General features: G+C 75.0%; 20 protein-coding genes and 7 tRNA genes. 13 read left to right on the top strand and 14 right to left on the bottom strand.

Going from position 1 to position 23,469, the window contains the following annotated elements:
* Positions 1-11: 11 nt before the first annotated feature.
* The 3 genes from treZ to glgX are packed head-to-tail and all read right to left on the bottom strand — an operon-like array spanning position 12 to position 6,759.
* Positions 12-1,907, bottom strand: coding sequence for a malto-oligosyltrehalose trehalohydrolase (gene treZ / locus GWJ10_RS12410; protein ID WP_163187787.1), 1,896 nt, complete (start codon positions 1,905-1,907; stop codon positions 12-14).
* Positions 1,904-4,555, bottom strand: a complete 2,652-nt coding sequence (gene treY / locus GWJ10_RS12415; protein ID WP_163187789.1) for a malto-oligosyltrehalose synthase — start codon at positions 4,553-4,555, stop codon at positions 1,904-1,906. Before treY ends, treZ begins: the two co-directional genes overlap by 4 nt.
* Positions 4,552-6,759 carry a glycogen debranching protein GlgX gene (gene glgX / locus GWJ10_RS12420; RefSeq protein WP_163187792.1) on the bottom strand — a complete coding sequence of 736 codons (2,208 nt, stop codon included), beginning with the start codon at positions 6,757-6,759 and terminating at the stop codon, positions 4,552-4,554. Before glgX ends, treY begins: the two co-directional genes overlap by 4 nt.
* Before the next feature lie 214 nt (positions 6,760-6,973).
* Here glgX and GWJ10_RS12425 point away from each other — a divergent pair, with 214 nt between their 5' ends.
* On the top strand, positions 6,974-7,189 hold the full coding sequence (locus GWJ10_RS12425; protein WP_021482368.1) for a hypothetical protein: 216 nt from the start codon (positions 6,974-6,976) through the stop codon (positions 7,187-7,189).
* A 19-nt stretch (positions 7,190-7,208) separates the two neighbouring features.
* On the opposite strand, the gene GWJ10_RS12430 is transcribed toward GWJ10_RS12425, so the two are convergent.
* The 9 genes from GWJ10_RS12430 to GWJ10_RS12470 form a co-directional block, all read right to left on the bottom strand.
* The gene (locus GWJ10_RS12430; protein WP_306303318.1) at positions 7,209-7,523 is read right to left on the bottom strand and encodes a hypothetical protein; all 315 of its coding nucleotides are present in this window, start codon (positions 7,521-7,523) and stop codon (positions 7,209-7,211) included.
* A gap of 56 nt (positions 7,524-7,579) precedes the next feature.
* Positions 7,580-7,903, bottom strand: coding sequence for a DUF2277 domain-containing protein (locus tag GWJ10_RS12435; protein WP_034653086.1), 324 nt, complete (start codon positions 7,901-7,903; stop codon positions 7,580-7,582).
* A 45-nt stretch (positions 7,904-7,948) separates the two neighbouring features.
* A complete protein-coding gene (locus tag GWJ10_RS12440) occupies positions 7,949-8,833 on the bottom strand; it encodes a hypothetical protein (RefSeq protein WP_163187794.1) in 885 nt (294 codons plus the stop codon).
* A 51-nt stretch (positions 8,834-8,884) separates the two neighbouring features.
* Positions 8,885-8,959, bottom strand: a tRNA-Val gene (locus tag GWJ10_RS12445).
* Between the two features lie 14 nt (positions 8,960-8,973).
* Positions 8,974-9,044, bottom strand: a tRNA-Cys gene (locus tag GWJ10_RS12450).
* 54 nt (positions 9,045-9,098) lie between these two features.
* Positions 9,099-9,171: transfer RNA gene (locus GWJ10_RS12455), tRNA-Gly, on the bottom strand.
* A gap of 159 nt (positions 9,172-9,330) precedes the next feature.
* Positions 9,331-9,402: transfer RNA gene (locus GWJ10_RS12460), tRNA-Val, on the bottom strand.
* Positions 9,403-9,424: 22 nt separating this feature from the next.
* Positions 9,425-9,495 (bottom strand) — tRNA-Cys (locus tag GWJ10_RS12465).
* 48 nt (positions 9,496-9,543) lie between these two features.
* Positions 9,544-9,616 (bottom strand) — tRNA-Gly (locus GWJ10_RS12470).
* Positions 9,617-9,789: 173 nt separating this feature from the next.
* On the opposite strand from GWJ10_RS12470, the gene GWJ10_RS12475 reads away from it, so the two are divergent.
* The 3 genes from GWJ10_RS12475 to GWJ10_RS12485 all read left to right on the top strand — a co-directional run bounded on the left by GWJ10_RS12475 (position 9,790) and on the right by GWJ10_RS12485 (position 11,942).
* The gene (locus GWJ10_RS12475) at positions 9,790-10,899 is read left to right on the top strand and encodes an anthranilate synthase component I family protein (RefSeq protein ID WP_163187796.1); all 1,110 of its coding nucleotides are present in this window, start codon (positions 9,790-9,792) and stop codon (positions 10,897-10,899) included.
* A complete protein-coding gene (locus GWJ10_RS12480; RefSeq protein ID WP_240949322.1) occupies positions 10,896-11,816 on the top strand; it encodes an aminotransferase class IV in 921 nt (306 codons plus the stop codon). Before GWJ10_RS12475 ends, GWJ10_RS12480 begins: the two co-directional genes overlap by 4 nt.
* A 54-nt stretch (positions 11,817-11,870) precedes the next feature.
* Positions 11,871-11,942, top strand: a tRNA-Val gene (locus GWJ10_RS12485).
* A 169-nt stretch (positions 11,943-12,111) separates the two neighbouring features.
* Here the strand turns inward: GWJ10_RS12485 and GWJ10_RS12490 are convergent.
* Complete coding sequence (locus GWJ10_RS12490; RefSeq protein ID WP_163187798.1) at positions 12,112-13,020, bottom strand: hypothetical protein; 909 nt, start codon at positions 13,018-13,020, stop codon at positions 12,112-12,114.
* Positions 13,021-13,159: 139 nt separating this feature from the next.
* On the opposite strand from GWJ10_RS12490, the gene GWJ10_RS12495 reads away from it, so the two are divergent.
* Positions 13,160-13,426 (top strand): helix-turn-helix domain-containing protein, encoded by a 267-nt coding sequence (locus GWJ10_RS12495; protein ID WP_163187800.1) that lies wholly within the window; start codon positions 13,160-13,162, stop codon positions 13,424-13,426.
* 355 nt (positions 13,427-13,781) lie between these two features.
* Here the strand turns inward: GWJ10_RS12495 and GWJ10_RS12500 are convergent, their stop codons facing one another.
* Complete coding sequence (locus GWJ10_RS12500; RefSeq protein WP_076404934.1) at positions 13,782-14,327, bottom strand: hypothetical protein; 546 nt, start codon at positions 14,325-14,327, stop codon at positions 13,782-13,784.
* Positions 14,328-14,563: 236 nt separating this feature from the next.
* Between GWJ10_RS12500 and GWJ10_RS12505 the strand changes: the two genes are divergently transcribed.
* From GWJ10_RS12505 to GWJ10_RS12540, 8 genes are all read left to right on the top strand, one after another.
* Entirely contained in the window at positions 14,564-16,312 is a 1,749-nt protein-coding gene (locus GWJ10_RS12505) for a DUF4012 domain-containing protein (RefSeq protein ID WP_163187802.1), read from the top strand.
* 110 nt (positions 16,313-16,422) lie between these two features.
* The gene (locus GWJ10_RS12510; protein ID WP_061267232.1) at positions 16,423-17,001 is read left to right on the top strand and encodes a hypothetical protein; all 579 of its coding nucleotides are present in this window, start codon (positions 16,423-16,425) and stop codon (positions 16,999-17,001) included.
* Between the two features lie 196 nt (positions 17,002-17,197).
* Positions 17,198-18,721 (top strand): sugar transferase, encoded by a 1,524-nt coding sequence (locus GWJ10_RS12515; protein ID WP_163187804.1) that lies wholly within the window; start codon positions 17,198-17,200, stop codon positions 18,719-18,721.
* The gene (locus GWJ10_RS12520; protein ID WP_163187806.1) at positions 18,705-19,835 is read left to right on the top strand and encodes a glycosyltransferase; all 1,131 of its coding nucleotides are present in this window, start codon (positions 18,705-18,707) and stop codon (positions 19,833-19,835) included. Before GWJ10_RS12515 ends, GWJ10_RS12520 begins: the two co-directional genes overlap by 17 nt.
* Entirely contained in the window at positions 19,832-20,935 is a 1,104-nt protein-coding gene (locus GWJ10_RS12525; protein WP_163187808.1) for a glycosyltransferase, read from the top strand. Before GWJ10_RS12520 ends, GWJ10_RS12525 begins: the two co-directional genes overlap by 4 nt.
* Positions 20,932-21,873 (top strand): polysaccharide pyruvyl transferase family protein, encoded by a 942-nt coding sequence (locus GWJ10_RS12530; RefSeq protein ID WP_061267235.1) that lies wholly within the window; start codon positions 20,932-20,934, stop codon positions 21,871-21,873. Before GWJ10_RS12525 ends, GWJ10_RS12530 begins: the two co-directional genes overlap by 4 nt.
* Entirely contained in the window at positions 21,870-22,223 is a 354-nt protein-coding gene (locus GWJ10_RS12535) for a hypothetical protein (RefSeq protein ID WP_061267236.1), read from the top strand. Before GWJ10_RS12530 ends, GWJ10_RS12535 begins: the two co-directional genes overlap by 4 nt.
* Complete coding sequence (locus GWJ10_RS12540; RefSeq protein ID WP_163187810.1) at positions 22,210-23,436, top strand: hypothetical protein; 1,227 nt, start codon at positions 22,210-22,212, stop codon at positions 23,434-23,436. The genes GWJ10_RS12535 and GWJ10_RS12540 overlap by 14 nt, the downstream gene beginning before the upstream one ends.
* Positions 23,437-23,469 lie beyond the last annotated feature (33 nt).

Below are 23,469 nucleotides of genomic sequence, written 5' to 3' on the forward strand. Positions count from 1 at the left end.
CGCGAGCGTAGTCACCCGCGCGCCAGGACGGCGACCGAACGCGCGGGCAGGTCGACGTGGTGCCGGCCTGCCCGGGTCGCCGGGTCCCAGGCGGCGAGCACGCGCGGCGTGCCGCCGAGCGCGAGCCGCAGGCGCCGCGGGGCGTCCCCGAGGTTCACCGCGACCGCGACGGTGCGCCGGTCGACGACGAACGCGGGCCCGCCGTGCGGGGCGGCGCCCGTCGTCGGCTCCTCGCCCGCCGCGTCGTCCTCCGGGCCGCCCGGGCCGTGGACGCGCACGAGCGAGAGGTCGCCCGAGCGCACGTCGGGCCGCGACCGCAGCGCCACCAGGTCCCGGTACCAGGCGAGCAGGCGCGCGTGCTCGCCGCGCTCCCGCTCGGACCAGTCGAGGACGCTCGCGTCCCGCGTCGAGCGGGCCTGCGGGTCGGGCACGGGGTCGCCGCCGCCCCACCCGTGGTCGGCGAACTCGGCCGCCCGGCCCGCGCGGACCGCCTCCGCCAGCTCCGGCTCCGCGTGGTCCGTGAAGAACTGCCACGGCGTGGACGCCCCCCACTCCTCGCCCATGAACAGCATCGGTGTGAACGGCGACACGAGCACGAGCGCCGCGGCCGTCGCGAGGCCGCCGCCGTCGAGCGTCGCCGACGTCCGGTCGCCGTGCGCGCGGTTGCCGACCTGGTCGTGGTTCTGCGAGCTCACGACGAACGCGTGGCCGTCGGTCCCGGCGGGGACCGGGTGACCCCAGTCGCACCCCCGGAACGTCGAGAACGTGCCGTCGTGCACGAACACGCCCGTGAGGGCCTTGCGCAGCACCGCGACCGAGCCGAAGTCGACGTAGTAGCCCTGGCGCTCCCCGGTGAGCAGCGCGTGCACGGCGTGGTGGACGTCGTCCGCCCACTGGGCCCGCATCCCGCGCCCGCCCTGCTCCACGCCCGTCACGGTCGCCGGGTCGTTCTCGTCCGACTCGGCCACGAGCGTCAGCGGTCGCCCGAGCTCCTGCTCCACGCGGTCCACGCGCCGCGCGAGCTCCGCGAGGAGGTGCGTCGGCGAGTCGTCGACGAGGGCGTGCACCGCGTCGAGCCGCAGCGCGTCCACGTGGAACTCGACGAACCACCGCTCGGCGTTGTCGATCACCCACTCGCGCACCTCCCGGCTGCCCGGGCGGTCGAGGTTCACGGCCGAGCCCCACGGGGTCGTGTGTGCGTCCGTGAAGTACGGGCCGAACTCCGGCAGGTAGTTCCCCGACGGGCCGAGGTGGTTGTAGACGACGTCGAGCACCACCGCGAGCCCCCGGGCGTGCGCGGCGTCCACGAACCGCTGGAGCGCTCGCGGGCCACCGTACGCCTCGTGCACCGCGTACAGGTGCACGCCGTCGTAGCCCCAGCCGCGCTCGCCCCCGAACGCCGCGACCGGCAGGAGCTCGACGGCGCCGACGCCCAGCGCGACCAGGTGGTCGAGCCGGTCGATCGCCGCGTCGAGGGTGCCCTGCGGCGTGAACGTCCCGACGTGCAGCTCGTAGAGCACCTCGCCGCGCACGTCGCGGCCCGGCCACGCGGCGTCCGTCCAGGCGAACGCCGGGTCGAACGTGCGGCTCGGCCCGTGCACCCCGTACGGCTGCCACGGGCTGCGCGGGTCCGGACGGCCCGGACCGCCGTCGACGGAGTACCCGTAGTCCGTGCCCCACGGCAGCTCGTGGTCGTACCCCCACCAGCCCGGCACGTGCGCCCCCACGAGGCGCAGCGGGAGGCGCTCGGCGCCCTCGAACGTGCCCGAGCCCTGCTCCGGCAGCAGGAGCTCGACGCTGCGCGCCGTCGGCGCCCACACCACGGGCCGCGGCCCCGGCACGGCGAGGAGGGGCGTGGCCTGGGGTGCGGGGACGCGCGGGGGCGGGACCGGGGTGCCCGCCGTCATGGTGCGCCCTCGCCCGTCGCCGCGGCGCTCGCGGAGGAGCCCGGCGCGACGAGCAGCGCGACCGGCAGCTCGGTGAGCAGGTCCGCGACGCGGACGGTCCCCGCCGGGTGCTCGCGCCCGGTGAGCACGTCGACCCACGTGCCCGAGCCCGCGGGGAGCGCGACGACGTGGTCGCGCCACCCGCCGAGGCGGTCGACCGTCCCGGCGAGCCGGGTCGCCACCGTGACGACGTGCGCGACGGACGCGTCGTCCGTGCGGTCGCCACCGGACGCGTCGGCGGTCGCGGGGTCGCCCGTGGGGGTGCCGGCCGGGGCCGTGCGCGCGAACGCGAGCGCGCACGGCGTCGACGACGCGACGGGCGCGTACCCGGCTCCGTCGCCGACGAACGCGGCGGCGAGGGCGCGGCGCACGCGCAGGGCGCGCGCCGTGACGAGCAGCTTCTCGTCCGCGAGCGTCCGCGCGGGCGCCCCGCCGTCGAGCCGCGCGAGGCGGTCGGTGAGGTCGTCGACGTCCACGGGGCGGCGGTTGTCCGGGTCGACGAGCGTGGGCGCGTACGACTCGGCGCCCTGGTAGACGTCCGCGACGCCCGGGGCCGTGAGCCGCGTGAGCGTGATCCCGAGGCTCGCGGCGCGCAGCTCCTCGCGGTGCTCGCGCGCCCACCGGGCGAACGCCCCGGTCACCGCGGGGTCGGCGAGCGCGCGGCGAGCGAGCTCGGCGACGGCCTCCTCGTACGCCTCGTCCGGGCTCGTCCACGACGTCGCGACCTTCGCCTCGCGCAGCGCCTTGCGCAGGTAGTCGACGAGCCGGTCGGGAGAGATCGCGGCCTCGGACGTGCCGTCGAGCGCGTCGTCCGGCGTGGTCGCGTCGGGGAGCCAGGTCCCGGCCACGGTCTGCCACAGCAGGTTCTCGGCGAGACCGTCGACGAGGACCCCGCGGTAGGGGGCGGTCGCCGCGCGCACCTCGTCGACGAGCCGCGACCACGCGCCCGCGTCCTCGGACAGCACGCCGAGCGCCGCGCGCGTGTCCTCGCCACGCTTGGTGTCGTGCGTCGACCCGGCGGTGAGGGCGTGCGGGGTGAGCGCGGCGAACCGCTGCGCGAACGCGTGCCAGTCGTGCACGCCGAGGCTGAACCGGTCCGGCTCGCCCCCGACCTCGCACAGGCTCACGAGCTCGGTCCAGCGGTAGAACGCCGTGTCCTCGACGCCCTTCGCCGTCACGGCGCCGCACACCTGCTGGAAGCGCACGACGAGCTCGTCGCGGCGCGCCTCGCGCCGTCGCCCCGCGCTGCCGACCTCGCGGCCGAGCACGAGGTCCACGACGACGGCGAGCGTCTCCGCGCGCTGCGGGTCGAGGTGCGCGCGGGCGCGCTCGGCCGCCTCCTCGACGGCCCGGACCGCCTCGTGCCGCGGCGGGGTGCCCGGCACCACGTACGCCCGGTAGCGGTCGAACGCGACGAGCAGCTCGCGCAGGCACTGGTGCAGGCCGCGCCACGTGTGGTCGCGCAGGCGCGGGTCGTCGTGGCAGACGGCGGCCGCCAGGTCCGTGAGCCGGTGCACCTCCGCGTAGAGGGGGCCGGCGACGACCTCGCGCTTCGCCTCCTCGACGAGCGCGCCGAGGCCGCCGGGCGGCGCGCCCGTGAGGCGCGTCATCACCGCGTCGAGGCCCGACCGGCCGCCCGGGTCGACGAAGAGCTGCTGCAGGCGCCACGCGACGTCGTAGCCGGTCGTCCCGACCGTCGCCCAGTCGGGCGGCACCTGCTCCTCGCCCGCGAGGATCTTCTCGACGACGACCCACGCGCCGTCGGTGCGGTCCGCGAGGCGCTGGAGGTACTGCGCCGGGTCCGCGAGGCCGTCGGGGTGGTCGATGCGCAGGCCGTCGACGACCCCGGACGTGACCAGGTCGAGCACGAGCGCGTGCGTCGCGTCGAACACCTCCTCGTCCTCGACCCGGACCGCGACGAGGGAGCCGACGTCGAAGAACCGGCGGTAGTTGAGCTCCTCGTCGCCCACGCGCCAGTAGGCCAGCCGGTAGTGCTGGCGCTCGACGAGCTCCGCGAGCGGCAGGTCCTCCGTCCCGGCGCGCACCGGGAACACGTGGTCGTAGTAGCGCAGGACGCGCCGGGGCCCGGGCGTGCCCGGCACCTCGACCTCGTCCAGCACGAGCTCGCCCGCCGCGAGCACGTCGCCGAGGCGCGCGCCGAGGACGGGCATGAGGACCGCGCCCTCGCCCGCCGACCAGTCGACGTCGAACCACCGGGCGTACGGGGAGTCGGAGCCCTCCTCCAGGACCGACCACAGCGCACGGTTGTGCCACGCGGGAGTGGGGACCGCCATGTGGTTCGGGACGACGTCGAGCACCATGCCCAGGCCCGCGCCGCGGGCCGCGGCGGCGAGCCGGCCGAGGCCCTCGCGCCCGCCGAGCTCGTCGCTGATCCGCGTGTGGTCGACGACGTCGTACCCGTGGGTCGACCCGGGCGCCGCCTGGAGCACCGGCGAGAGGTAGAGGTGCGTGACGCCGAGGCTCGCGAGGTACGGCACCTGGCGCGCGGCGTCGTCGAACGTGAGGTCGGGGCCGAGCTGGAGCCGGTACGTCGACACCGGGACGCGGGCCGGCGCGCCCGGCGTGCCGGCGGGGGAGACGGCGGTCATCGCAGCGGCGGGCGGGTCAGGACGATGACGCTGCGGCCCGTCACGGACACGGTCTCCCCGGGCTGCAGCACCTCGCCGACGTCGACCGTGCCGTCGGTGTCCAGCACGACGTCCCAGCTCTCCCCGTACGCCGCCGGCGGCACGGTGAAGTCCAGCTCCTCGGAGTGGGCGTTGAGCAGCAGCAGGAACGAGTCGTCGACGATCGGCTCGCCGCGCCGGTCCTGCTCGGGGATCGCGTCGCCGTTGAGGAACACCATGACGGTGCGCGCGTAGGCGTGGTCCCAGTCCTGCTGGTCCATGCGCGAGCCGGTGATGTCGAGCCACTCGATGTCCGGGAGGTCGTCGGGACCCTCGGGCATGCCCGGCTCCGCGCCGTCCTGCCGGCCCACGAAGAAACGCCGCCGGTGCAGCACGGGGTGGTCGCGGCGCAGCCACACGACCCGGCGCGCGAAGTCGAGGAGCGCGGCCCGCTCGTCGTCGAGGCCCTCCTCGCCGCCCCAGTCCATCCAGGTGATCTCGTTGTCCTGGCAGTAGCCGTTGTTGTTGCCGCGCTGGGTGCGCGCGATCTCGTCGCCGTGCGCGAGCATGGGCACGCCCTGCGACAGCAGCAGCGTGGCGAAGAAGTTCCGGCGCTGGCGCGCGCGCAGCGACCGCACGTCGGGGTCGTCCGTCGGGCCCTCGGCCCCGCAGTTCCAGGACCGGTTGTGGCTCTCGCCGTCGTTGTTGTCCTCGCCGTTCGCCTCGTTGTGCTTCTCGTTGTAGGAGACGAGGTCGTTGAGCGTGAAGCCGTCGTGCGCGGTGACGAAGTTGATCGAGGCGATGGGCTTGCGCCCCCCGTGCTCGTAGAGGTCGGACGAGCCAGTGAGCCGGCTCGCGAGCTCGGGCAGCGTCGAGGGCTCGCCGCGCCAGAAGTCGCGCACCGTGTCGCGGTAGCGCCCGTTCCACTCGGTCCACAGCGGCGGGAAGCCGCCCACCTGGTAGCCGCCGTCGCCGAGGTCCCAGGGCTCGGCGATGAGCTTGACCTGGGAGATGACCGGGTCCTGCTGCACGATGTCGAAGAACGCCGAGAGGCGGTCGACCTCGTGGAACTGGCGCGCCAGCGTGGCCGCGAGGTCGAAGCGGAACCCGTCCACGTGCATCTCGGTCACCCAGTACCGCAGCGAGTCCATGATGAGCTGGAGCACGTGCGGCGAGCGCATGAGCAGCGAGTTGCCCGTGCCGGTCGTGTCGAAGTAGTGCGCCTCGTCGCCGTCCACGAGCCGGTAGTAGGCCTTGTTGTCGATGCCGCGGAAGCTCAGCGTCGGGCCGAGGTGGTTGCCCTCCGCGGTGTGGTTGTAGACCACGTCGAGGATGACCTCGATGCCGGCCTCGTGCAGGGCCTTGACCATGGTCTTGAACTCCATGACCTGCTGCCCGCGCGTCCCGTAGGCCGCGTACCCGTTGTGGGGCGCGAAGAACCCGATGGTGTTGTAACCCCAGTAGTTCGACAGCCCCTTCTCGACGAGCGTGGGGTCGTTGACGAACTGGTGCACCGGCATGAGCTCGACCGCCGTGACGCCCAGCGTCACGAGGTGCTCGATGACGGCCGGGTGCGCCATGCCCGCGTAGGTGCCGCGCAGCTCGTCGGGGACGTCCGGGTGGAGCATCGTCATGCCCTTGACGTGCGCCTCGTAGATGACGCTGTCGTGGTAGTCCCGGTTCGGCGGGCGGTCGTGGCCCCAGTCGAAGAACGGGTTGATGACGACCGACATCATCGTGTGCCCGGCCGAGTCGTCGTCGTTGAGCGGGGGAGCGGGCGGGGGTGCGTCGTCCTCCTCGCCCTCGGCGGGCTCGACCGCCTGCGCGACCTCGTCCGCGTCGGCGAAACGGTAGGAGAACAGCGACTCGTCGCCGTCGATCTGCCCCTCGATCGCCTTCGCGTACGGGTCGAGCAGGAGCTTCGCCGGGTTGCAGCGGTGGCCGTTCGCGGGGTCGTAGGGACCGTGCACGCGGTAGCCGTAGCGCGTGCCGGGGCCCTTGCCCGGGAGGTAGACGTGCCAGACGTGCGCGTCGATCTCCTCGACGTCGACGCGGGTCTCGTTCCCGTCGTCGTCGAAGAGGCAGAGCTCGACGCGCTCGGCGATCTCGGAGAAGAGCGCGAAGTTGGTCCCCGTGCCGTCGTACGTGGCGCCGAGGGGGTAGGGGTGGCCTGGCCAGGTCTGCATGTCCCTGAGGATGTCACGGGGTCCTGTTCGCTGTCGTCGCAGGAGACCCCTCGGTGACGCGATCGGTCTCGACCGGGGTCTCCCGTCGCGATCAGCGCAGTAATAGTGTGCCAAGCGACGATCGCCCTGGTGGTCGCCCCGCCCGTGCGGCGCACCGACCCGCCCGGAGGCGGACGGTCGTGCATCGCGCGGGCGGACCTGGTAGACCCGTGCCATGAGCACCCACGCACACCACCGCGACGACCTCAACCAGTCCGACATCGCGTCCGCCCGGCTGTCCCCGCGCCGCGAGGACGAGGGAGAGGGGTCCGGCGACGTGCTCACCGGGGGAGACGCGACGAAGGCCCCGCAGTCGCTCTCGGAGAACGAGCGCCGGCCCATCGACGGCGCGTCGTCGGGCACGTCCTGGGACGACCCGGACGAGCTCTAGGACGTTCGCGCCCGGCCCCTCAGTCGACGCGCGGCAGGCGGTCGGCGTCGACCGCGATGAGCCGTGGCATCCCCGCGGGGGCGACGGCGCTGAGGGCGAGGTAGCGGGCCTCGGCCCGGTGCAGGCGGATGTGCTCGTCGACGGTCCAGTCGGGACCGTTGGTGAGCGGCATGCCGCACGAGCAGTCGATGGTGACGCGCCCGGCGGCGTCCTCGCGGACCTGCCCGATCGTCACGTGCTCCGACCGCGCGTCCGCCTTGGCCCGGCGCATGGTCGCGCTCACGGGCTCGGGCCGGTGTGCCTGGGGCGGGGGCGAGGCAGGTGCGTCGGTCACGGGTTCCGAGCCTAGACGCCGTCGGGACCCCGCCGCACCCGCCGTGGCGGCGCGCCTCAGTGGGTGTGCGCGATCCCGAGCGCGTGCGCCCGCTCGTGCTCGCGCTCGGCGGCCTCGCGGGCGGCGATGCGCGCCCGGACCTCCTCGCGCCGCAGGGGCGGGACCGTCGTCGGCGGGTTGCGGCGCTCGGGCAGCTCGTCGAGCAGGCGCGCGACGATCGCGGTCACCTCGTCGACCGCGCGCTCGAACGGCTCCTCGGTCGCGGCGCTCGTGCGCTGGATGCCCGTGACCTTCCGGACGAACTGGCGCGCGGCCGCCTCGATCTCCTCGTCGGTCGCGGGCGGTTCGAGGCCGCGCAGGGTCGTGATGTTCCGGCACATGCCTCGACGCTACGTGTGTGTGAGGAGCGCCACAAGAGACCGGGGTCAGGCGAGCCGGGCCGTCACCGCGAGGTGCTCGCCCGCCTCGACCCGCACGTCCGCCACCCGCACCCCCGGCGGCAGGTCGGCCGCGAGGTCGACGTGGCGCCCCTCGACCTTCGCCAGCTCGCCGCGGGCCACCACGAGCAGCGCCGCGACGACGGGGTTGCGGCTCGACAGCTCGAGGTCGCGGACGGTGAGCACCATGCGCGCGTCGACCTCGGCGGTCCCGGTCGCGCGCACGCTCGCCGAGAGCAGTCCTTTGCGCACGCGGGCGAACGCCTGGAGCGACACCGTGCGCGGCCCCGTCGCGACGAGGTCGACGTCGAGCGAGGCCAGCGTGAGACCGATGTTCTGCAGCTCGGTGGCGACGATCCTCCGGGCGGTGGCGAGGACCGCCTCGCGCGGTGCCGAGACGCGGACGTGCCCGCCGAGGGGCGCGGCGTCGTCGGGCTCCACGCCCTCGACGGCGAGCGACCCGTCGGCGCCCTCGACCCAGCGGAAGCGCAGCCCCTCGATCTCGGCCGTGACGTCCACGGGGACGTCGTCGACCAGGAGCGGGTGCGCGTCGACCCGGAGCCGGCGCACCACCGCGTCCTCGCGCGAGCGGACGTGCTCGACGTCGACCGTCGGGGAGGTGCTGCGCCCGGACGAGGAGGCGGGACGGTCCGCTCCGAGGCGGACCCGGACGCCCGTGAGGTCGACGTCGAGGCGAGACACGTCCGGGCCCTCGAGATCGGCGTCGAGCCGGACGGCCGCCGTGCCCTCGACCTCGGGGCCCAGCGTGTCGAGGACCGCCGGCCGCAGGCGTGCGAGCAGCTCGGGGGCGGTCGTGGGACGCGGGGCCGCGCCGAGCGGCAGGACGTCGTGGGCGGGGCGCTGGTCGGGCATGGGCCGAGAGTAGACGACGAAGGCCGCCCCGGCGCCGGGACGGCCTTCGAGTGGTGGGCGATACTGGGATCGAACCAGTGACCTCTTCCGTGTCAGGGAAGCGCGCTACCGCTGCGCCAATCGCCCGGGTGCTGCATACGAGGTGGAGATGGGATTCGAACCCACGTATACGGCTTTGCAGGCCGCTGCCTCGCCTCTCGGCCACTCCACCTTGAGACGCGTCCTCTCATGCTCCCGGGGGAGCGGGCCAGAGAGTGGGCCTCCGAGCGGATGACGGGACTCGAACCCGCGACCCTCACCTTGGCAAGGTGATGCTCTACCAACTGAGCCACATCCGCGCGGCCGGTCCGTCGGGGGCTCTCACGAGCCCCGTAGTGATCGGCGCGAAGCACATACTAGCCGACTTCCGGCCGGACCCGTGCATCCGGTCCAGGTGATGGTCGGCGCGAGAGAGGCCGCTCCGGACGGTGCCGGGGCGGCCTCTCACGTCGTGCTCGTGGGCGATACTGGGATCGAACCAGTGACCTCTTCCGTGTCAGGGAAGCGCGCTACCGCTGCGCCAATCGCCCCAGAGGGGTGGTGCTGTTTGCGAGGTGGAGATGGGATTCGAACCCACGTATACGGCTTTGCAGGCCGCTGCCTCGCCTCTCGGCCACTCCACCGCGACCTGCCCTCCGCCACCACGAGGGCGGCAGGAGGGTGGGCCTCCGAGCGGATGACGGGACTCGAACCCGCGACCCTCACCTTGGCAAGGTGATGCTCTACCAACTGAGCCACATCCGCGCGGCCGGACCCTGGAGCTTCGGGGAGCGTTTCCCCCGGCCCTCCGGCGTTCCGGCGCGTCCCAGACATTAGTCCACGTTCGCGTCCGACGTCCAACCGGCCCCGCCGAGCCCGCGGTCGGTGCTCGGGGGCCGGGGTCCGGGCGGAGGGTGCGCCGTGGGTAGCGTGGTCCCGTGCCAGGACCTGGGAGAACACCCGCGCCGGGGTTCGCTCGCTTCGCCGGGCGCGCCGCGAGCGGCGTGCTCGAGTGCGTCGACCTCCGGCGCGAGCCGGAGCGGCTGGCCGACGACGGGCCGTGGTTCGTGGTCGCCGACTTCGACGACCCCGCCCGCGGCGGCCGGGCGCGCGCGTGGCGGTTCGCCGAGCGGCTCGCCCCGTCGGACCTGGACGCGGCGACGCCCGCGGGAGCCCGGGCCGCCCCGTGGCGCGGGCCGGAACCGACCGCGTGGCGCAGCTCCCTGGACCGGGCCGGCTACGAGGCCGCCGTCGCGCACGTGCGCGACGAGGTCCGGGAGGGCGAGGTCTACCAGGTGAACGTCTGCCGCGTGCTGGCGGCCCCGCTCGTCGGCCCGGGTGGCGGCGAGCCCGACGCCCGGGCCCTCGCGCGTCGTCTCGCCCGGGGCAACCCCGCTCCCTACGGGGGCGTCCTGCACGTGCCGGCGGGGTCCGGCGTCGACCCGGTGTGGGTCGTCAGCGCCTCGCCCGAGCTGTACCTCCGGGTCGCGGGGGGCACGGTGACGTCCGGGCCCATCAAGGGCACCGCGCCCACCCCCGCGGGGCTCACGGCCAAGGACCGGGCCGAGAACGTGATGATCACCGACCTCGTGCGCAACGACCTCCAGCGCGTGTGCGACCCGGGGACCGTCGAGGTCACGGACCTCCTCGCGCTCGAGCAGCACCCGGGTCTCGTGCATCTCGTGAGCACGGTGACAGGACGCCTGCGCGCCGGGCTCGCGGGGTCGGCCGCGCTGTGGCCCGCGCTGCTCGAGGCCACCTTCCCGCCGGCGTCGGTGTCCGGGGCGCCCAAGTCGTCCGCGCTGCGGATCATCGACGCGCTGGAGCCCGTGCCGCGCGGCCCCTACTGCGGCGCCGTCGGCTGGGTCGACGGCGACGAGGCCGTGCTCGCCGTCGGGATCCGCACCTTCTGGTGGTCCGACGGCGTCCTGCGCTTCGGCACGGGCGCCGGGATCACCTGGGGGAGCGACCCCGCGCGCGAGTGGGAGGAGACCGAGCTCAAGGCGCGCCGCCTCGTCGGCCTCGCCTCGGGCACACTGGAGCCATGAGCACCCCTGCCGCCATGACACCGACGTCCGCGAGCACGACCGAGAACCTCGTGATCTGGGCCGACGGGCGCCTCGTGGCGCCCGGCGAGGTCGCGCTCAGCGCGGTCGACCACGGCGTGACCGTCGGGGACGGCGTGTTCGAGACGTGCGCCGTGTTCGAAGGGCGCGCCTTCGCGCTCACGCGCCACCTGCGCCGGCTCGCGCGGTCCGCCGCCGGGCTCGGCCTCGACGCGCCGGACGAGCGCCGCGTGCTCGACGGCGTCGAGGCGGTGCTCGCCGAGGCCGACGCGCGCACGCGCGCCGGCGCGGGGCCGGTGGGCCGGCTGCGCATCACGGTGACGGCCGGCGTCGGGCCGCTCGGGTCCGGGCGCACCCCCGGCGAGCAGACCGTCGTCGTCGCGGTCGGCCCGGCGGTCATCCGTCCCGCCGGCCGTGCGGTGCGGTCGCCCTGGACGCGGAACGAGCGCTCCGCCGTCGCCGGGCTCAAGACGACGTCGTACGCGGAGAACGTCGTGGCGCTCGCCGACGCCGTGCGCAAGGGCGGCGACGAGGCGCTCCTCGCGAACACGGCCGGCGACCTGTGCGAGGGCACCGGGGCGAACGTCTTCGTCGAGCGCGGGGGCGAGCTCGTCACCCCGCCCCTGTCCTCGGGCTGCCTCGCGGGCATCACGCGCGAGCTGCTGCTCGAGTGGGCGGCGGAGGACGGTCTGCCCGTGCGCGAGGCGCGTCCCGGCGAGCTCCCGTTCGCCGTGCTCGACGAGGTGACCGCGGGGGAGTCGGCGCTGCTGCTCACCGGCTCCGTGCGCAACGTCCAGCCGGTGACCTGGCTCGACGGCGCGGACGTGGCCGCAGGGGAGCTCTCCGTGGCGGCGCGAGACCTGTTCGAGCGGCGTCGTCGCGAGCGTCTCGACCCGTGAGGGCGGCCGGTTTTTCGATCCGGTCCGTTTCAGGCTAGTATCGACCACGCACTCGGGCGATTGGCGCAGTGGTAGCGCGCTTCGTTCACACCGAAGAGGTCACTGGTTCGAACCCAGTATCGCCCACCGAGCAAAGGCCGTCCCCGCACCCGCGGAGGCGGCCTCTTTCGTGTCCCGGGTGCGCCGGCGGCCCGAGGCGTCGGGACCCGTCCGCCCCCGCCGTGCTGCAGCGCCTCGGAAGGGTCGCCGCGTGCTGAGCCCTCGCGGGTCCCGGGCCGGCGGCGGTCGTCCGGAGTCAGCCGGTCGTGGCGTCCGGCTCGCTCGGCGTCCCGACCTCCAGCCCGACGCCGGCTCCCGCGGCCTGGTCGGCCAGGTGCTGCCACGCGGCGGCGTCCGGGACGGCGCCGGGCGGCGGGGTGACGGTGATCGCGCGGTCCGTGACCTCGACGTCGTCCACGCCGAGCTCGAACGCCCCGCTGATCAACGGTGCCAGGACCGCCATGTCCGCGTCGGGCGAGAGGTCTGCCTCCAGAGGTCTCGTCGCCGAGGTGCCCGGGTCGCGGTCCTCGTCCCACCACCCCACGTAACGGAGCGGCAGCGCCGCGCCCTCGTCGTGGAGCGCGCGGAGCGCGTCGAGCAGGCGGGCGCGCTCGGCGGACGTCGTCACGACGACGAGCGCGCGGTCGGGGTCGTCGGGGGAGGGCGCCGCTCCCGCCGTGAACCCCGGCGAGGAGAAGTCGCCGTCGTACCCCGGCAGCAGACGACCCATCGCGGTGCTCGCGGCGGCGAACCCGGCCACCGTCTCCTCGGCGAGGCACGCGCTGTCGTACGGCGCCGCGTTCTGGAGGGTCACCGACCCGGCCCCGTCGGTGTCCGGCGCCGCGGTGGTGAGCGTGAGGCGCGTGAGAGGTGCGTCGCGCGCGCAGCTCGCCTCGGCGATCCGGCGCACCTGCTCCACGTCGAGGTCGTCCTCGAGCCGGACGGTCATCTCGTGGTCGTCGGGTCCGACGAGCTGGTTGTCCCGGGACAGGTACTCCACCGACACGACGCCGTCGACGTCCTCCATCGCCTCCGCCCAGACGTCCTGGCCGGAGGAGCACCCGGCGAGGAGCCACGTCGTCGCCAGGCCGAGGGCCGCGAGCGTCGGCGCGGGGCGCCGTCGCGCGGTGGGGCGTCGTCCTCGGTTCGCGGGTGAGAGGTCCACGGTGTTCGTCCTCCGGCGTGCACGGTGCGGGTCCGGGCCCATCCTCGACCGGTTCGCGTTCGCGGGCCAGCACGGTAGCGCCGACGTCGAGGTCCCTCGCCCGGTGCGAGCCGGGACGATGCCTCCTAGGGTTCGAGGCATGTCGAGCAGGGGAACGTACGTCCTGGCCTCCGTGTCGCGTGCGGTGCGCACCGTCGAGCTGGTCGCCGCGGCGGGCGCGCTGCGCCTCGCCGAGCTGGCCGCGTCTCTCGGGGTGAGCCGTCCGGGCGCGTTCCGCATCGCCCAGACCTTGGTCGCCCACCGGTGGCTCGTGCAGGGTGAGGACCGCCGGTACCGGATAGGGCCCGCGGCGCGGGACCTCGCGGAGACCGCCGAGCCCGTGCGGGACGACACGAGGGGCGGGTGAAGCCCTGCCCGATCTCACTATGTGAGCGTTCCCATGGCACACGCGCACCGGATGAAACCGGACGAAGGGTGCTCGAAAAGCACGCATCCCGGTCCGAACCGCGCAAGCCGCCGGATCCTGGTCGAGCGTCCAGCCTGCACCGATCCCCGCAGCGGTGCACAGTGCTCGCGGGACCCGGTGCGGGCAGCGGCCCGCAGGCGTCCCCGCAGCAGCGACGGTGTCCTCGCCGGCAGCGCCCGGACCGCCTCGGCCGCGGTCGGCGAGGAACGGTCGTGGCGGTCGTCCTCACGGTGCTCCGGAGACCGTGAGGACGGACGGTCCTCCTCCGTGCGCAGGGGGCAAGGAGGAGGACCGGTCACCGCCGCAGCGCGGCGACGAGCCGGGCGATGTCCGCGCCGATGCGGTCCACGACCCGTCGGTGGACCTCCTCGGGGCGCCCGTACGGGTCCTCCACGTCGGGCGCCTCTCGCGTGAGGTCGACTCCCGCTCGTGCGCGCGGCGCGACGCCGAGCACCTCGGTGAGCCGCTCGGCGTCGTCCGCCCGGCCGGGCCACGGGCCCACGCGCTCCGCGAGCGCCGAGAGCTCCGTGAACAGCAGCGACCTGCGCAACGCCGACGGCGCCATTTCGAGCACGGCGGCCCGGTGACGGCGGGTCATCGCGAGCACCAGGTCCGCGGACGCCACCAGTGCGGTGTCGAGGGGGCGGGCCACGAACCCCGAGGGGTCCAGGCCACGGTCCTCCAACAGGCGCGCCACGGGAGGGGCGACCGGGGCACCGACGACCGCGGCGGTGCCGGCGCTGGCGACGTCGACGGAGCCGTCGAGCGCAGCGGTAAGCAGGAGCTGGGCCGCGGGAGACCGGCAGATGTTGCCGGTGCAGACGACGAGGACCGAGAGCACCGTTCATCCTTCCTGCGGTCGAGGGTCTGGGTAATGTAGCGCGGGCGACGGCCCCGTGACGGGGTCGTCATCGGGGGCGAGTCGCGGGGGGCGGCATGGTGCACGACGGGTGGGGCCCGGGCTGGTCCGGGGCGGCGACGGTGGTCGCGTCCGACGAGGCCCCGGTGGCCGAGCGCGGACGACCCGCGCGACGGGCGTCGACCGGGCGACGGCCGTCCCGGCGGACCCGACGACGGGTGGCCGCGGTCGTGGCGCTCGTGGTGGTGCTGGCCCTCGTCTGGCTCGCCTGGCTCGTCGCGGACGTGCTGCGCGCCCGTGCCGCGCTCGAGGACGTCGCGGCCCGGCTCCCGGGTCTCCAGGAGCAGGTGCGCGCCGGGGAGGACGCCGGCCGGTCCGTCGACGAGGTGCGTCGGTCCGCGGCCGTCGCGGCCGCCGCGACGCACGGCCCACCCTGGGTGGTGGCGCGCGCCCTGCCGTTCGTCGGCGACGACGCGCGCGCCCTGGGGGACGTGACGAGCGCCGTCGACCGGGTCGCGCAGGACGCGCTGCCGCGGCTCGCCGACGCCGTGGCGATCGCGTCGCCTGCGGTCGTCGCGCCGTCGGGCGGTGCCGTCGACCTCGCCCCGCTCGTCGAGGCGCGCGACGGCGTCGTGGCGGCCGACCGGGCGGTCGCGGCGTCGTTCGCGAGCGTCGCGAGCATCGACACGTCGACGCTCGTGGGCCCGCTCGCGTCGGCCGTGGACGACCTCCGCGACGAGCTCGGGGACGTCGCCTCGCAGACGGCGACCGCCGCGCGCGCGGTCGAGCTCGTCCCGCCGATGCTCGGGGCCGACGGCGCCCGCGACTATCTCGTGCTCGTGCAGAACAACGCGGAACCGCGCGCGACCGGCGGGATCGCGGGCTCGGTGCTCCACCTCCGTGCGGAGTCGGGCGGCGTCGAGCTCGTGGACGTCCGTGCGGGGAGCGACCTCGGTACGGACCAGAGCGTCGTCGAGCTGAGCGGCGCGGAGGCGGCCCTGTTCGGCGACGACCTCGGCCGGTACATGCTCAACGTCACCTCGACGCCCGACTACCCCCGCGCGGCGCGCGTCGCGCGCGAGGCGTGGGCCCGCCACACCGGTGAGGACGTCGACGGCGTGCTGGCCGTCGACCCCGTCGCGCTCGCCGGTGTGCTGGGCGCGGTCGGGCCCGTCGTCGTCACGACGCCGGGGGGAGAGGAGCTGCGCCTCACGGGGGACGACGCCGCGGGCTACCTCCTCAACGGCGTCTACCGGGACTACGAGGACCCGGCAGAACAGGACCAGGTGCTGGGGCTCGTGGCGCGACAGGTGTTCGCCGCGCTCACCGCGGGCACCGCAGACCCCGCGCGGGTCGTCGAGACGCTCGCGCAGTCGGCCCGGGAGGGTCGGCTGCTCGTCTGGTCCGCGCGCAGCCCGGAGCAGGAGCGTCTCTCGGGGACGGTGCTCTCCGGCGAGCTGCTGGGCCGGCGCCCCGCGGCCGGCGGTGAGCCGACCTCCCCGGTGGTGGGCGTCTACCTCAACGCGACGACGGCGTCGAAGACCGGGTACTACCTAGACTCGAGCGTCGCGCTCGACGACGTGACCTGCCGGCCCGACGGCTCCCAGGCGTTCACGCTCCGCGTCACGCTCACGTCGACCCTCTCCGCGGACGCGGCGGCCGAGCTCCCGGAGTACGTCCTGGGCGCGGGCGGCGACGGGACGATCCGCACCAACCTCCTCGTCTACGCGCCGGCCGGCGGAGGGATCCGCGGGTCGTCCGGCGCCGACGGCGACCCCGGGCTCTTCGCCCAGGTGCACGACGGCCTCGTGGTCGGAGGCCGGACCGTCGCGCTCGCCCCCGGGGGGTCGGCGACCTACGCGTACGAGGTCGTGAGCGGTCGGAACCAGCGCGGTGATGTTTCCTTGAGGAAAACTCCTGGTGCCAGGCATGAGACAACGGCCGTCTCCGCTACCGGGTGCCCGTGAGGTGTGTTCTTCTGGAGAGGCACACGGCGGGGGCCCGTGCGCACGGACGGCGCGGTGACGACGTCCACGTCAGGCTCCCGCACCAGTCGACAGGGCAGGGGGCCTCTGACATGAAGATCCGATACGCCGCGACCACGCTCGTCCTCGCCGCCGCGCTCGCCGCGGCTCCGGCCGTCGCGAACGCCTACGAGGCCGACGAGTACGAGGTGGGCGTCTCCACCACCACACCCGCCGTCGGGGAGTCGTTCACCGTCACGGTGGGCGGCCCGGCCGGGAACCCGACGATCACGCTGACGATCTCGTCGCCCGACGTCCCGGACGGCGCGATCACCATCGCGGGCACGAAGGCGCTCACGAAGAGCACCACCGACGGGTTCGCCTCCTTCGAGGTCACTCTGTCGCAGCCGGGCACCTACTCCCTCGTGGCGACCGACGCGGACGGCACGGTGCTCTCCAGCCAGCAGATCGTCGCCGTCCCGGCGGACGGCGCGGGCAGCGGGAGCGGCTCGGGCTCCGGCGCGGCCGGTGGCTCCGCGGGCAGCGGCTCCACCTCGGGGGGCGGCGGGCTCGCGCAGACCGGTTCCGACGACGTGCTGCTCCTCGGCGGAGCAGCGCTCCTCGTCGCCGGCGGCGCGACCGCGGTCGTCGTCGCGCGGAACCGCCGCCGGTCCACCGGCACCCAGGCCTGACGGGGGTGCCCGCTCCGGCGGGCACTCCCTCGGACCACCCCGGTCGTCCGACGACCGGCCGTCGCCGTGACGAAGACGTCCCGGTCCGCGACGGAGACACTCGCCAGGCCACCGCTTGGACGGTGGCGCGAGCGCGCCCCCGGGCAGCCGCGCCGTCGGACCTCGCGTGCGCCGCCAGGACGTCGCAGGGGGCACCATGACGTTGGAGAAGGACCACGAGATCGGCACGGTCGACCGGGAGGGTGCGGGCACGCCCGCAGACGTGCCGGCGTTCGACACCGGGCAGCTCGTCCGGATCGCCCTGGGCGCGTACCGACGCCCGGGCTGGAAGGCGCGGCTGTCTCGCCGCGTGGCGGCGGTCGACGCGCTCGCCATCTCGGCGGCGATCGCGACCGCCTATCTCGTCCGGTTCGACGGGATCGACGGGACGGTGCTGGACCTCCGGTACCTCGCCATCTCGGTCGGCCTGCTGGTCGGCTGGTGGTGCGCGCTGCGGGCGGCGTTCTCCCGGGACAGCCGCAGCCTGGGCTCGGGGGCGCCGGAGTACGCGCGCGTCGTCAACACGACCGTCGCCGTGTTCGGAGTCGTCGCGATCGCGGCCTACTTGTTGCGCTACGACCTCGCCCGCGGCTACGTCGCGATCGCGCTCCCCGTCGGCCTGGTGCTCCTCGTGCTGGGCCGCTGGGCGGTACGGCGCCGGCTCGTGAGCCTGCGCCGGCGTGGCCGCTGCCGCTCCCGGAGCCTCGTGGTCGGTGGCCGCGACGGCGCCGCGCACCTCGTCGAGCGGCTGCGCGAGGCCGCGGACAGCGGGTACGAGGTCGTCGGCGCCTGCGTGCCCGGCGGACCCGTCGAGCCGCACGAGAGGGTGGCGGGCGTGCCCGTCGTCGGAGAGGTGTCCGACACCGCCCGTCTCGTCGAGCCGCTCCGTGCCGACACGGTCATGGTCACCGGGTCCGACCTCGTCACGCCCCGGACCGTCAAGCGCCTCGCGTGGGACCTCGAGCCCTGGGGTGCCGACCTCGTGCTCGCCCCCGCGCTCACGGACGTCGCAGGCCCGCGTATCCGGACGCGCCCCGTGGCGGGGCTTCCGCTGCTCCACGTCGAGGCGCCCGGATACTCCGGTCCGCAGCACGTGCTGAAGCGTGCTTTCGACGTGGTCGGGGCGCTCTGCCTCATCGTGCTGTTCTCCGTGCCGCTGCTCCTCACGGCGGTCGCGGTCCGGCTCACGAGCCGCGGACCGGTGCTGTTCACCCAGGAGCGGGTCGGGCTGCGCGGCGAGCCCTTCACGGTGCTCAAGTTCCGCTCGATGGTCGTCGACGCCGAGGAGCACCTCGGGGACGTCCTCGGGGCCGACACGGTCGGGGTGTTCTACAAGCCCAGGCAGGACCCGCGCGTGACCCGGGTCGGCGCGTTCATCCGCCGCTACTCAATCGACGAGCTCCCGCAGCTGTTCAACGTGCTGGGCGGGTCCATGAGCCTCGTCGGACCGCGCCCGCAGATCGCGCTCGAGGTCGACCAGTACGACGACGAGATCGGCCGTCGGCTGCTGGTCAAGCCGGGGCTCACGGGTCTGTGGCAGGTGTCGGGGCGCAACAACCTCACGCTGGAGGAGAGCGTCCGGCTCGATCTCTACTACGTGGAGAACTGGACGGTGACGGGAGACCTGCTCATCCTGCTGCGGACGCTGCGGGCGGTGGTGGGTCGTGACGGCGCCTACTAGCCGGCGGGTCGTCATCACGCAGCCGTACGTCCCCGCCTACCGCGAGAGGCTGCTCGGCCTCGTGGTCGAGGGCCTCGCCGAGGTCCGGGTGGACACGCACGTCTTCTACGGCGGCGACGTCGAGCAGATGCGGCGCCGTCGAGAGCGCGGCGACCTGGTCGAGCCACCCTGGGCGACGGAGGTGCCGGTGCGCACCGTGCGGGTCGGGAGAGGCGGCCGGCATCTGCTCCGCCGTGTCGTCCCGCCGGAGTGGCGCGACGCCGTGCTCGTCACCGAGATGCAGGCGGGCAACCTGGACGCGCTCTCGGCGGCGCTCCGCGGGAGGCCGTATGTGACGTGGGGCCACGGCGCGTCCTACACGGCGGACGAGGTGGGCCTCGCGGAGCGCTGGGAGGCGTGGCTGAACCGCCGGGCGCGGCACGTGCTCACCTACACCGACGCGGGCAGGCGGCACGTCGTCGAGACGGCCCGCGTGCCGGCCGACCGGGTGACCTCGTTCGGGAACAGCACGGACACCCGGACCCTCCGCCGCGAGCGGGACGCGCTCGACGCGGGAGCGGTCGACGCGTACCGGGCGGCCGTGGGTCTGCCGGCGGACGCGCGCGCCGCGCTCCTGCTCGGTGCGCTGAACGAGCACAAGCTGCCGGAGCTGGTCGTCCAGACCGCCCGGACCGTGCTCCGGCGCGACCCGGCAGCCTGGCTGCTCGTGGCCGGCGACGGGCCCGCCCGGGGCCTGTTCGAGGGCCTGGCCGCCGAGACCGGACGCGTCGTCCTGCTGGGGCAGGTCGACGCGCGGGGGACGGCGCGCGCGGCGGCCGTGTCGCGGGTGCTGCTCAACCCGGGACGGGTCGGGCTCGTCGCGGTCGACGCCCTGGTGCTGGGCCTGCCGGTGCTCACGAGCGACGCCGGGCGGCACGCACCGGAGATCGAGTACCTCACCGAGGGCTCCGACCTCTTCACGGTCCCCGCGACGCCCACCGACCTCGCGGACGCCTGGCTGCGTCTCACGGCACAGGACCGTCGCCCGCGCACCGACGGCGAGGTGCCGTCGACGGAGGCGGCGGCCGAGCGGATCGTCCGCGCGGTGCACGCGGTCGTGATGGAGGCGGCATGAGGGTCGTGCACTACTACGCCAGGTTCCTGGCCCACCCGTCGGGCGTGACCGAGTCGATCGAGAACTGGGTACGGCAGGCCCACCGGGCGGGCCGGGAGGCCGTGGTCCTGTGCGCGAGCGTCCCCGACCCGCGCGAGCTGCCCACCGACCTGCGGGGGTGCGTCCGGACCGTCTCCCACGTGGGGCGCGGACGCACGAGCTGGGTGCCGACCGGCCTCGCCGGCGAGGTCGGCGAGGGGGACGTCCTCTACCTCCACGAGGGCTGGGTCCTGAGCAACGTCGCGGCGGCGCGCAGCGCCCGGGCGCGCGGTGCCGTCGTCGTGCTCATGCCGCACGGCGTCTACGAGCCGGGCGTCACGACGCGCCTGCGCGACCTCGCCGGCGCGCGACGGGCCGCGGAGGCCTCCGTCGTGCGTCGGGCCGACTGGCTGCACGTCTTCTACGCGTCCGAGGGCCCGCTCGCGGACGGCGTGGCGGGCGGCCGGTCCGGGAACACGCTCGTGCTGCCCAACGGCGCACCGTCCCCGGCCGAGGTGCCCCGGTGGGTGGGCGGGGGCGACTACTTCTTCTGGATGGGACGGTACGACCCCGACCACAAGGGGATCGACAACCTCCTGCGCCGCTGGGCCGAGCTGCCCGCGCCGCGCCCGCGCCTCGTGCTCGCGGGCCCCGACTTCCGGGGCGGTCGTGAGCGGACCGCTCGACTGGTCCGCGACCTCGGGCTCGGTGACTGCGTGGAGCTGCGCGGGAACGCGCGGGGCGAGGAGAAGTGGCTCCTCGTCACGGGCTGCCGTGCGTACCTGCATCCGTCGCGCTGGGAGTCGTGCAGCATCACGGTGCTCGAGATGCTCGCCGCGGGGGTGCCCGTCGTGGTCTCGTCGACGATCCACGCGGCCGAGCCGTTGCGCGCTGCGGGCGTGGCCGTCGTCGCCCACGTCGACCGTCCTGGGGGCCTGCTGGGCCCGCTCCAGGAGGTCGACGAGAACCGGGACCTCGGCCGCCGCGCCCGGGAGTGGACCGAGCGCGCGGCGACGTGGGACCGCGTCGGTGCTCGGTACGGCGACTGGCTGAGCAGGGTCGAGGAGGGAGCGGTCCGATGATCGTGGTGGTGGATCCAGGAGCGGCGTCGACGAACGTCGGCGACCAGATCATCTCGGAGGCGGTCGACGCCGAGCTCGTGACGCCGCTGCGCGAGCAGGGCCACGAGGTCGAGCTCGTGCCCATGCACGGGCGGCTGACCACGGCGCACCGGGCCGCCCTGCGGCACGCGCGCTCCGTGATCGCGTGCGGGACGAACCTCCTCTCCGACCACATGCGGTTCCGCCGCGCGTGGCACTGGCCGGCCGACGACGTCGACCTGTGCCGAGGTCGGCTGACGTTCCTCGGCGTCGGCTGGTGGCAGTACCAGCGGGCCGGGATCGACCCGGTCTCGGCCGCGTGGCTGCGCTCGCTCGCCGGTGACGTGCCGTGGGCGGTGCGCGACGAGTACTCGCTCGCCCGGCTCCGCCGCGCGCGCGTGCCGGCCGTCCACACGAGCTGTCCGACGCTCTGGGGCGTGGAGAAGCAGACGCTCCCGTCCGACGAGCGGCGGGTCGTGGTCACGTTCACCGACTACAGCCAGGACCCGCTGGCGGACAGGAGGCTGGTGCACGCGCTCGCCGAGCGGTTCGACGAGCTCCTCTTCTGGCCGCAGGGCCCGGGCGACCGCGAGTACGTGGACGGCGTCCGTGGCGGGACGGGCACGATGCTCGGCCCCCGCCTCGAGGACTTCGACGCGGTGCTCGACGAGCCGGGGACCGCGTACGTGGGCCTGCGGCTCCACGGCGGTATCCGGGCGATGCAGCGGGGCGTGCCCACGCTCGTCCTGTCCATCGACAACCGCGCACGGGAGATCGCGCGGTCCGTCGGGCTGCGCGCGCCGTCGCGGAACGCGGCGCGGCGCTACCGGGAGGACCTGCGGTCGGGCGAGGTGGTCCGCATCGACGTGCCACGGGACGCCGTCGACTCCTGGCGTGCACGATGGGGGATCGGGTCGTGACGGGGCGTCGGCCGGAGGCGACGGCCGTGCTGTCCGTCCCCGGGCACGCCGCCGCTCGCGCGGACCGTGCCGCCGACTACGTGCTCGTCACCGACGAGCAGGGGTGGCACGACGCGGTGGCCGCGGGCCTGGACCCCGTGGCCACGCACCTGCGGTTCAGCGTTACGGACCGCCGCTCCGACGCCGCGGCTCGGCTCGGGCGGCTCGTCATGCCCTGGCGGTGGCGGCGGACCGTCCTCAACACCGGGATCGGCGTCGTGTACTGGCGGCGCGGGGCCCCGCTCGCGCCGCGCCTCGGCGCGCTCCTCGCGGGGAGCAGGCTCGTGAGGCTGACGCATGACCCCTCCTGACGTGCTGCGCCGCTCGCTCGCGGCCCCGGCGACGGCCCTGACCCGCCCGCTCGTCCTCTCCCAGGCGGCGGCCAGCGCCGCGGGCGCGTTCGTCGTGCTCCTGGGCGCGTGGCACATGGAGCCCGCCGAGTTCACGAGCTTCAGCCTCGCGCTGCTGGTGCTGAACGTCGGTACGGGCCTGGTGCGCAGCGGCCTCTTCCAGCCCGCGCTCATCGAGCGGCGCACGGACCCGCACGCCGTGGTCCCGACCCGCTACGTCGTCGTCGCGGCGGGGGCGGTCGCGGTCCTGGTCGCCGCGGCGGACCTCGCCGTGACCGCGCTCGGTGCCGGCGGAGCGGTCGCGCTGGGGTCCCTCAGCGTCGCGCCCGTCGTGCAGGACTGGCTGCGGTTCCGGTGCATCGGTCAGGGCCGCAACGGCGCGGTCGCGCTCTCGGACGGGGTCCGTCTCCTGCTCGTGCCCGCGGTCCTCCTCGTCAGCGGCTCCTCGCAGCCGCTCGTGGCCTTCTACGCGGTGTGGTGCGCGGCCTACGCCGTCGCGGCAGTCCCGCTCGCGCTGGCCGCCCGACGCGTGGACCGGTACTCGCGGTACGCGGGGTACGGGGCCCGGGCGCGCTCCCAGGCGTACGAGTTCCTCGTCGCGCAGCTCGCGACGACGGTGCCGCTCCTGGTGCTCGGGGCGCTCTCCGTGAGCGCGAGCATCGGTGCGTTCCGGCTCAGCCAGACGCTCTACGGTCCCGTGAACGTCCTCTTCGCCGCGGTCGCGCTGAACCTGCTCTCGGACGCGGTCGGCACGGCCGACCGGCCCGACGACGCCACGCTCGTCCGGCGCGCACGACGTCTCGGCCTCCTCTCCGCGGGGGGCGCGACGGTGCTCGGAGTCGCGCTGGTCGTCGTCGCCGCAGCCGGGGCGGTGCACCCGTCGGGCATCGAGCGCGGGGAGCTGGCCGTCGCGCTCGCTGCGGTGGGTTGCTTCGCGGCCTGCGGCGGCCTCGTCGGACCGCACCTCGTGGTCATGCGGATCTTCAAGGCGCAGTCCGTCGTGACCCGGGCACGGGTGGGGATGGTCGCCGTGACATGGTGCGGGTTCGTGCTCGGATACCTGGCCGGGGGGCCTTTCTCGAGCCTCGTCCTCGGGTTTGTCCTCGGAGGCGCGGGATACGTCGCGTTCTTCCTTCCCGCCGCGGTCCGGACGTACCGCGGGGCGGCGGTGTGAAGTGCGTTCCAGGGGGTGGCGAGAAGTCGATGC

Source organism: Cellulosimicrobium sp. SL-1, assembly GCF_011033075.1.
In the GTDB taxonomy this organism is placed as follows: Bacteria; Actinomycetota; Actinomycetes; order Actinomycetales; family Cellulomonadaceae; genus Cellulosimicrobium; species Cellulosimicrobium funkei.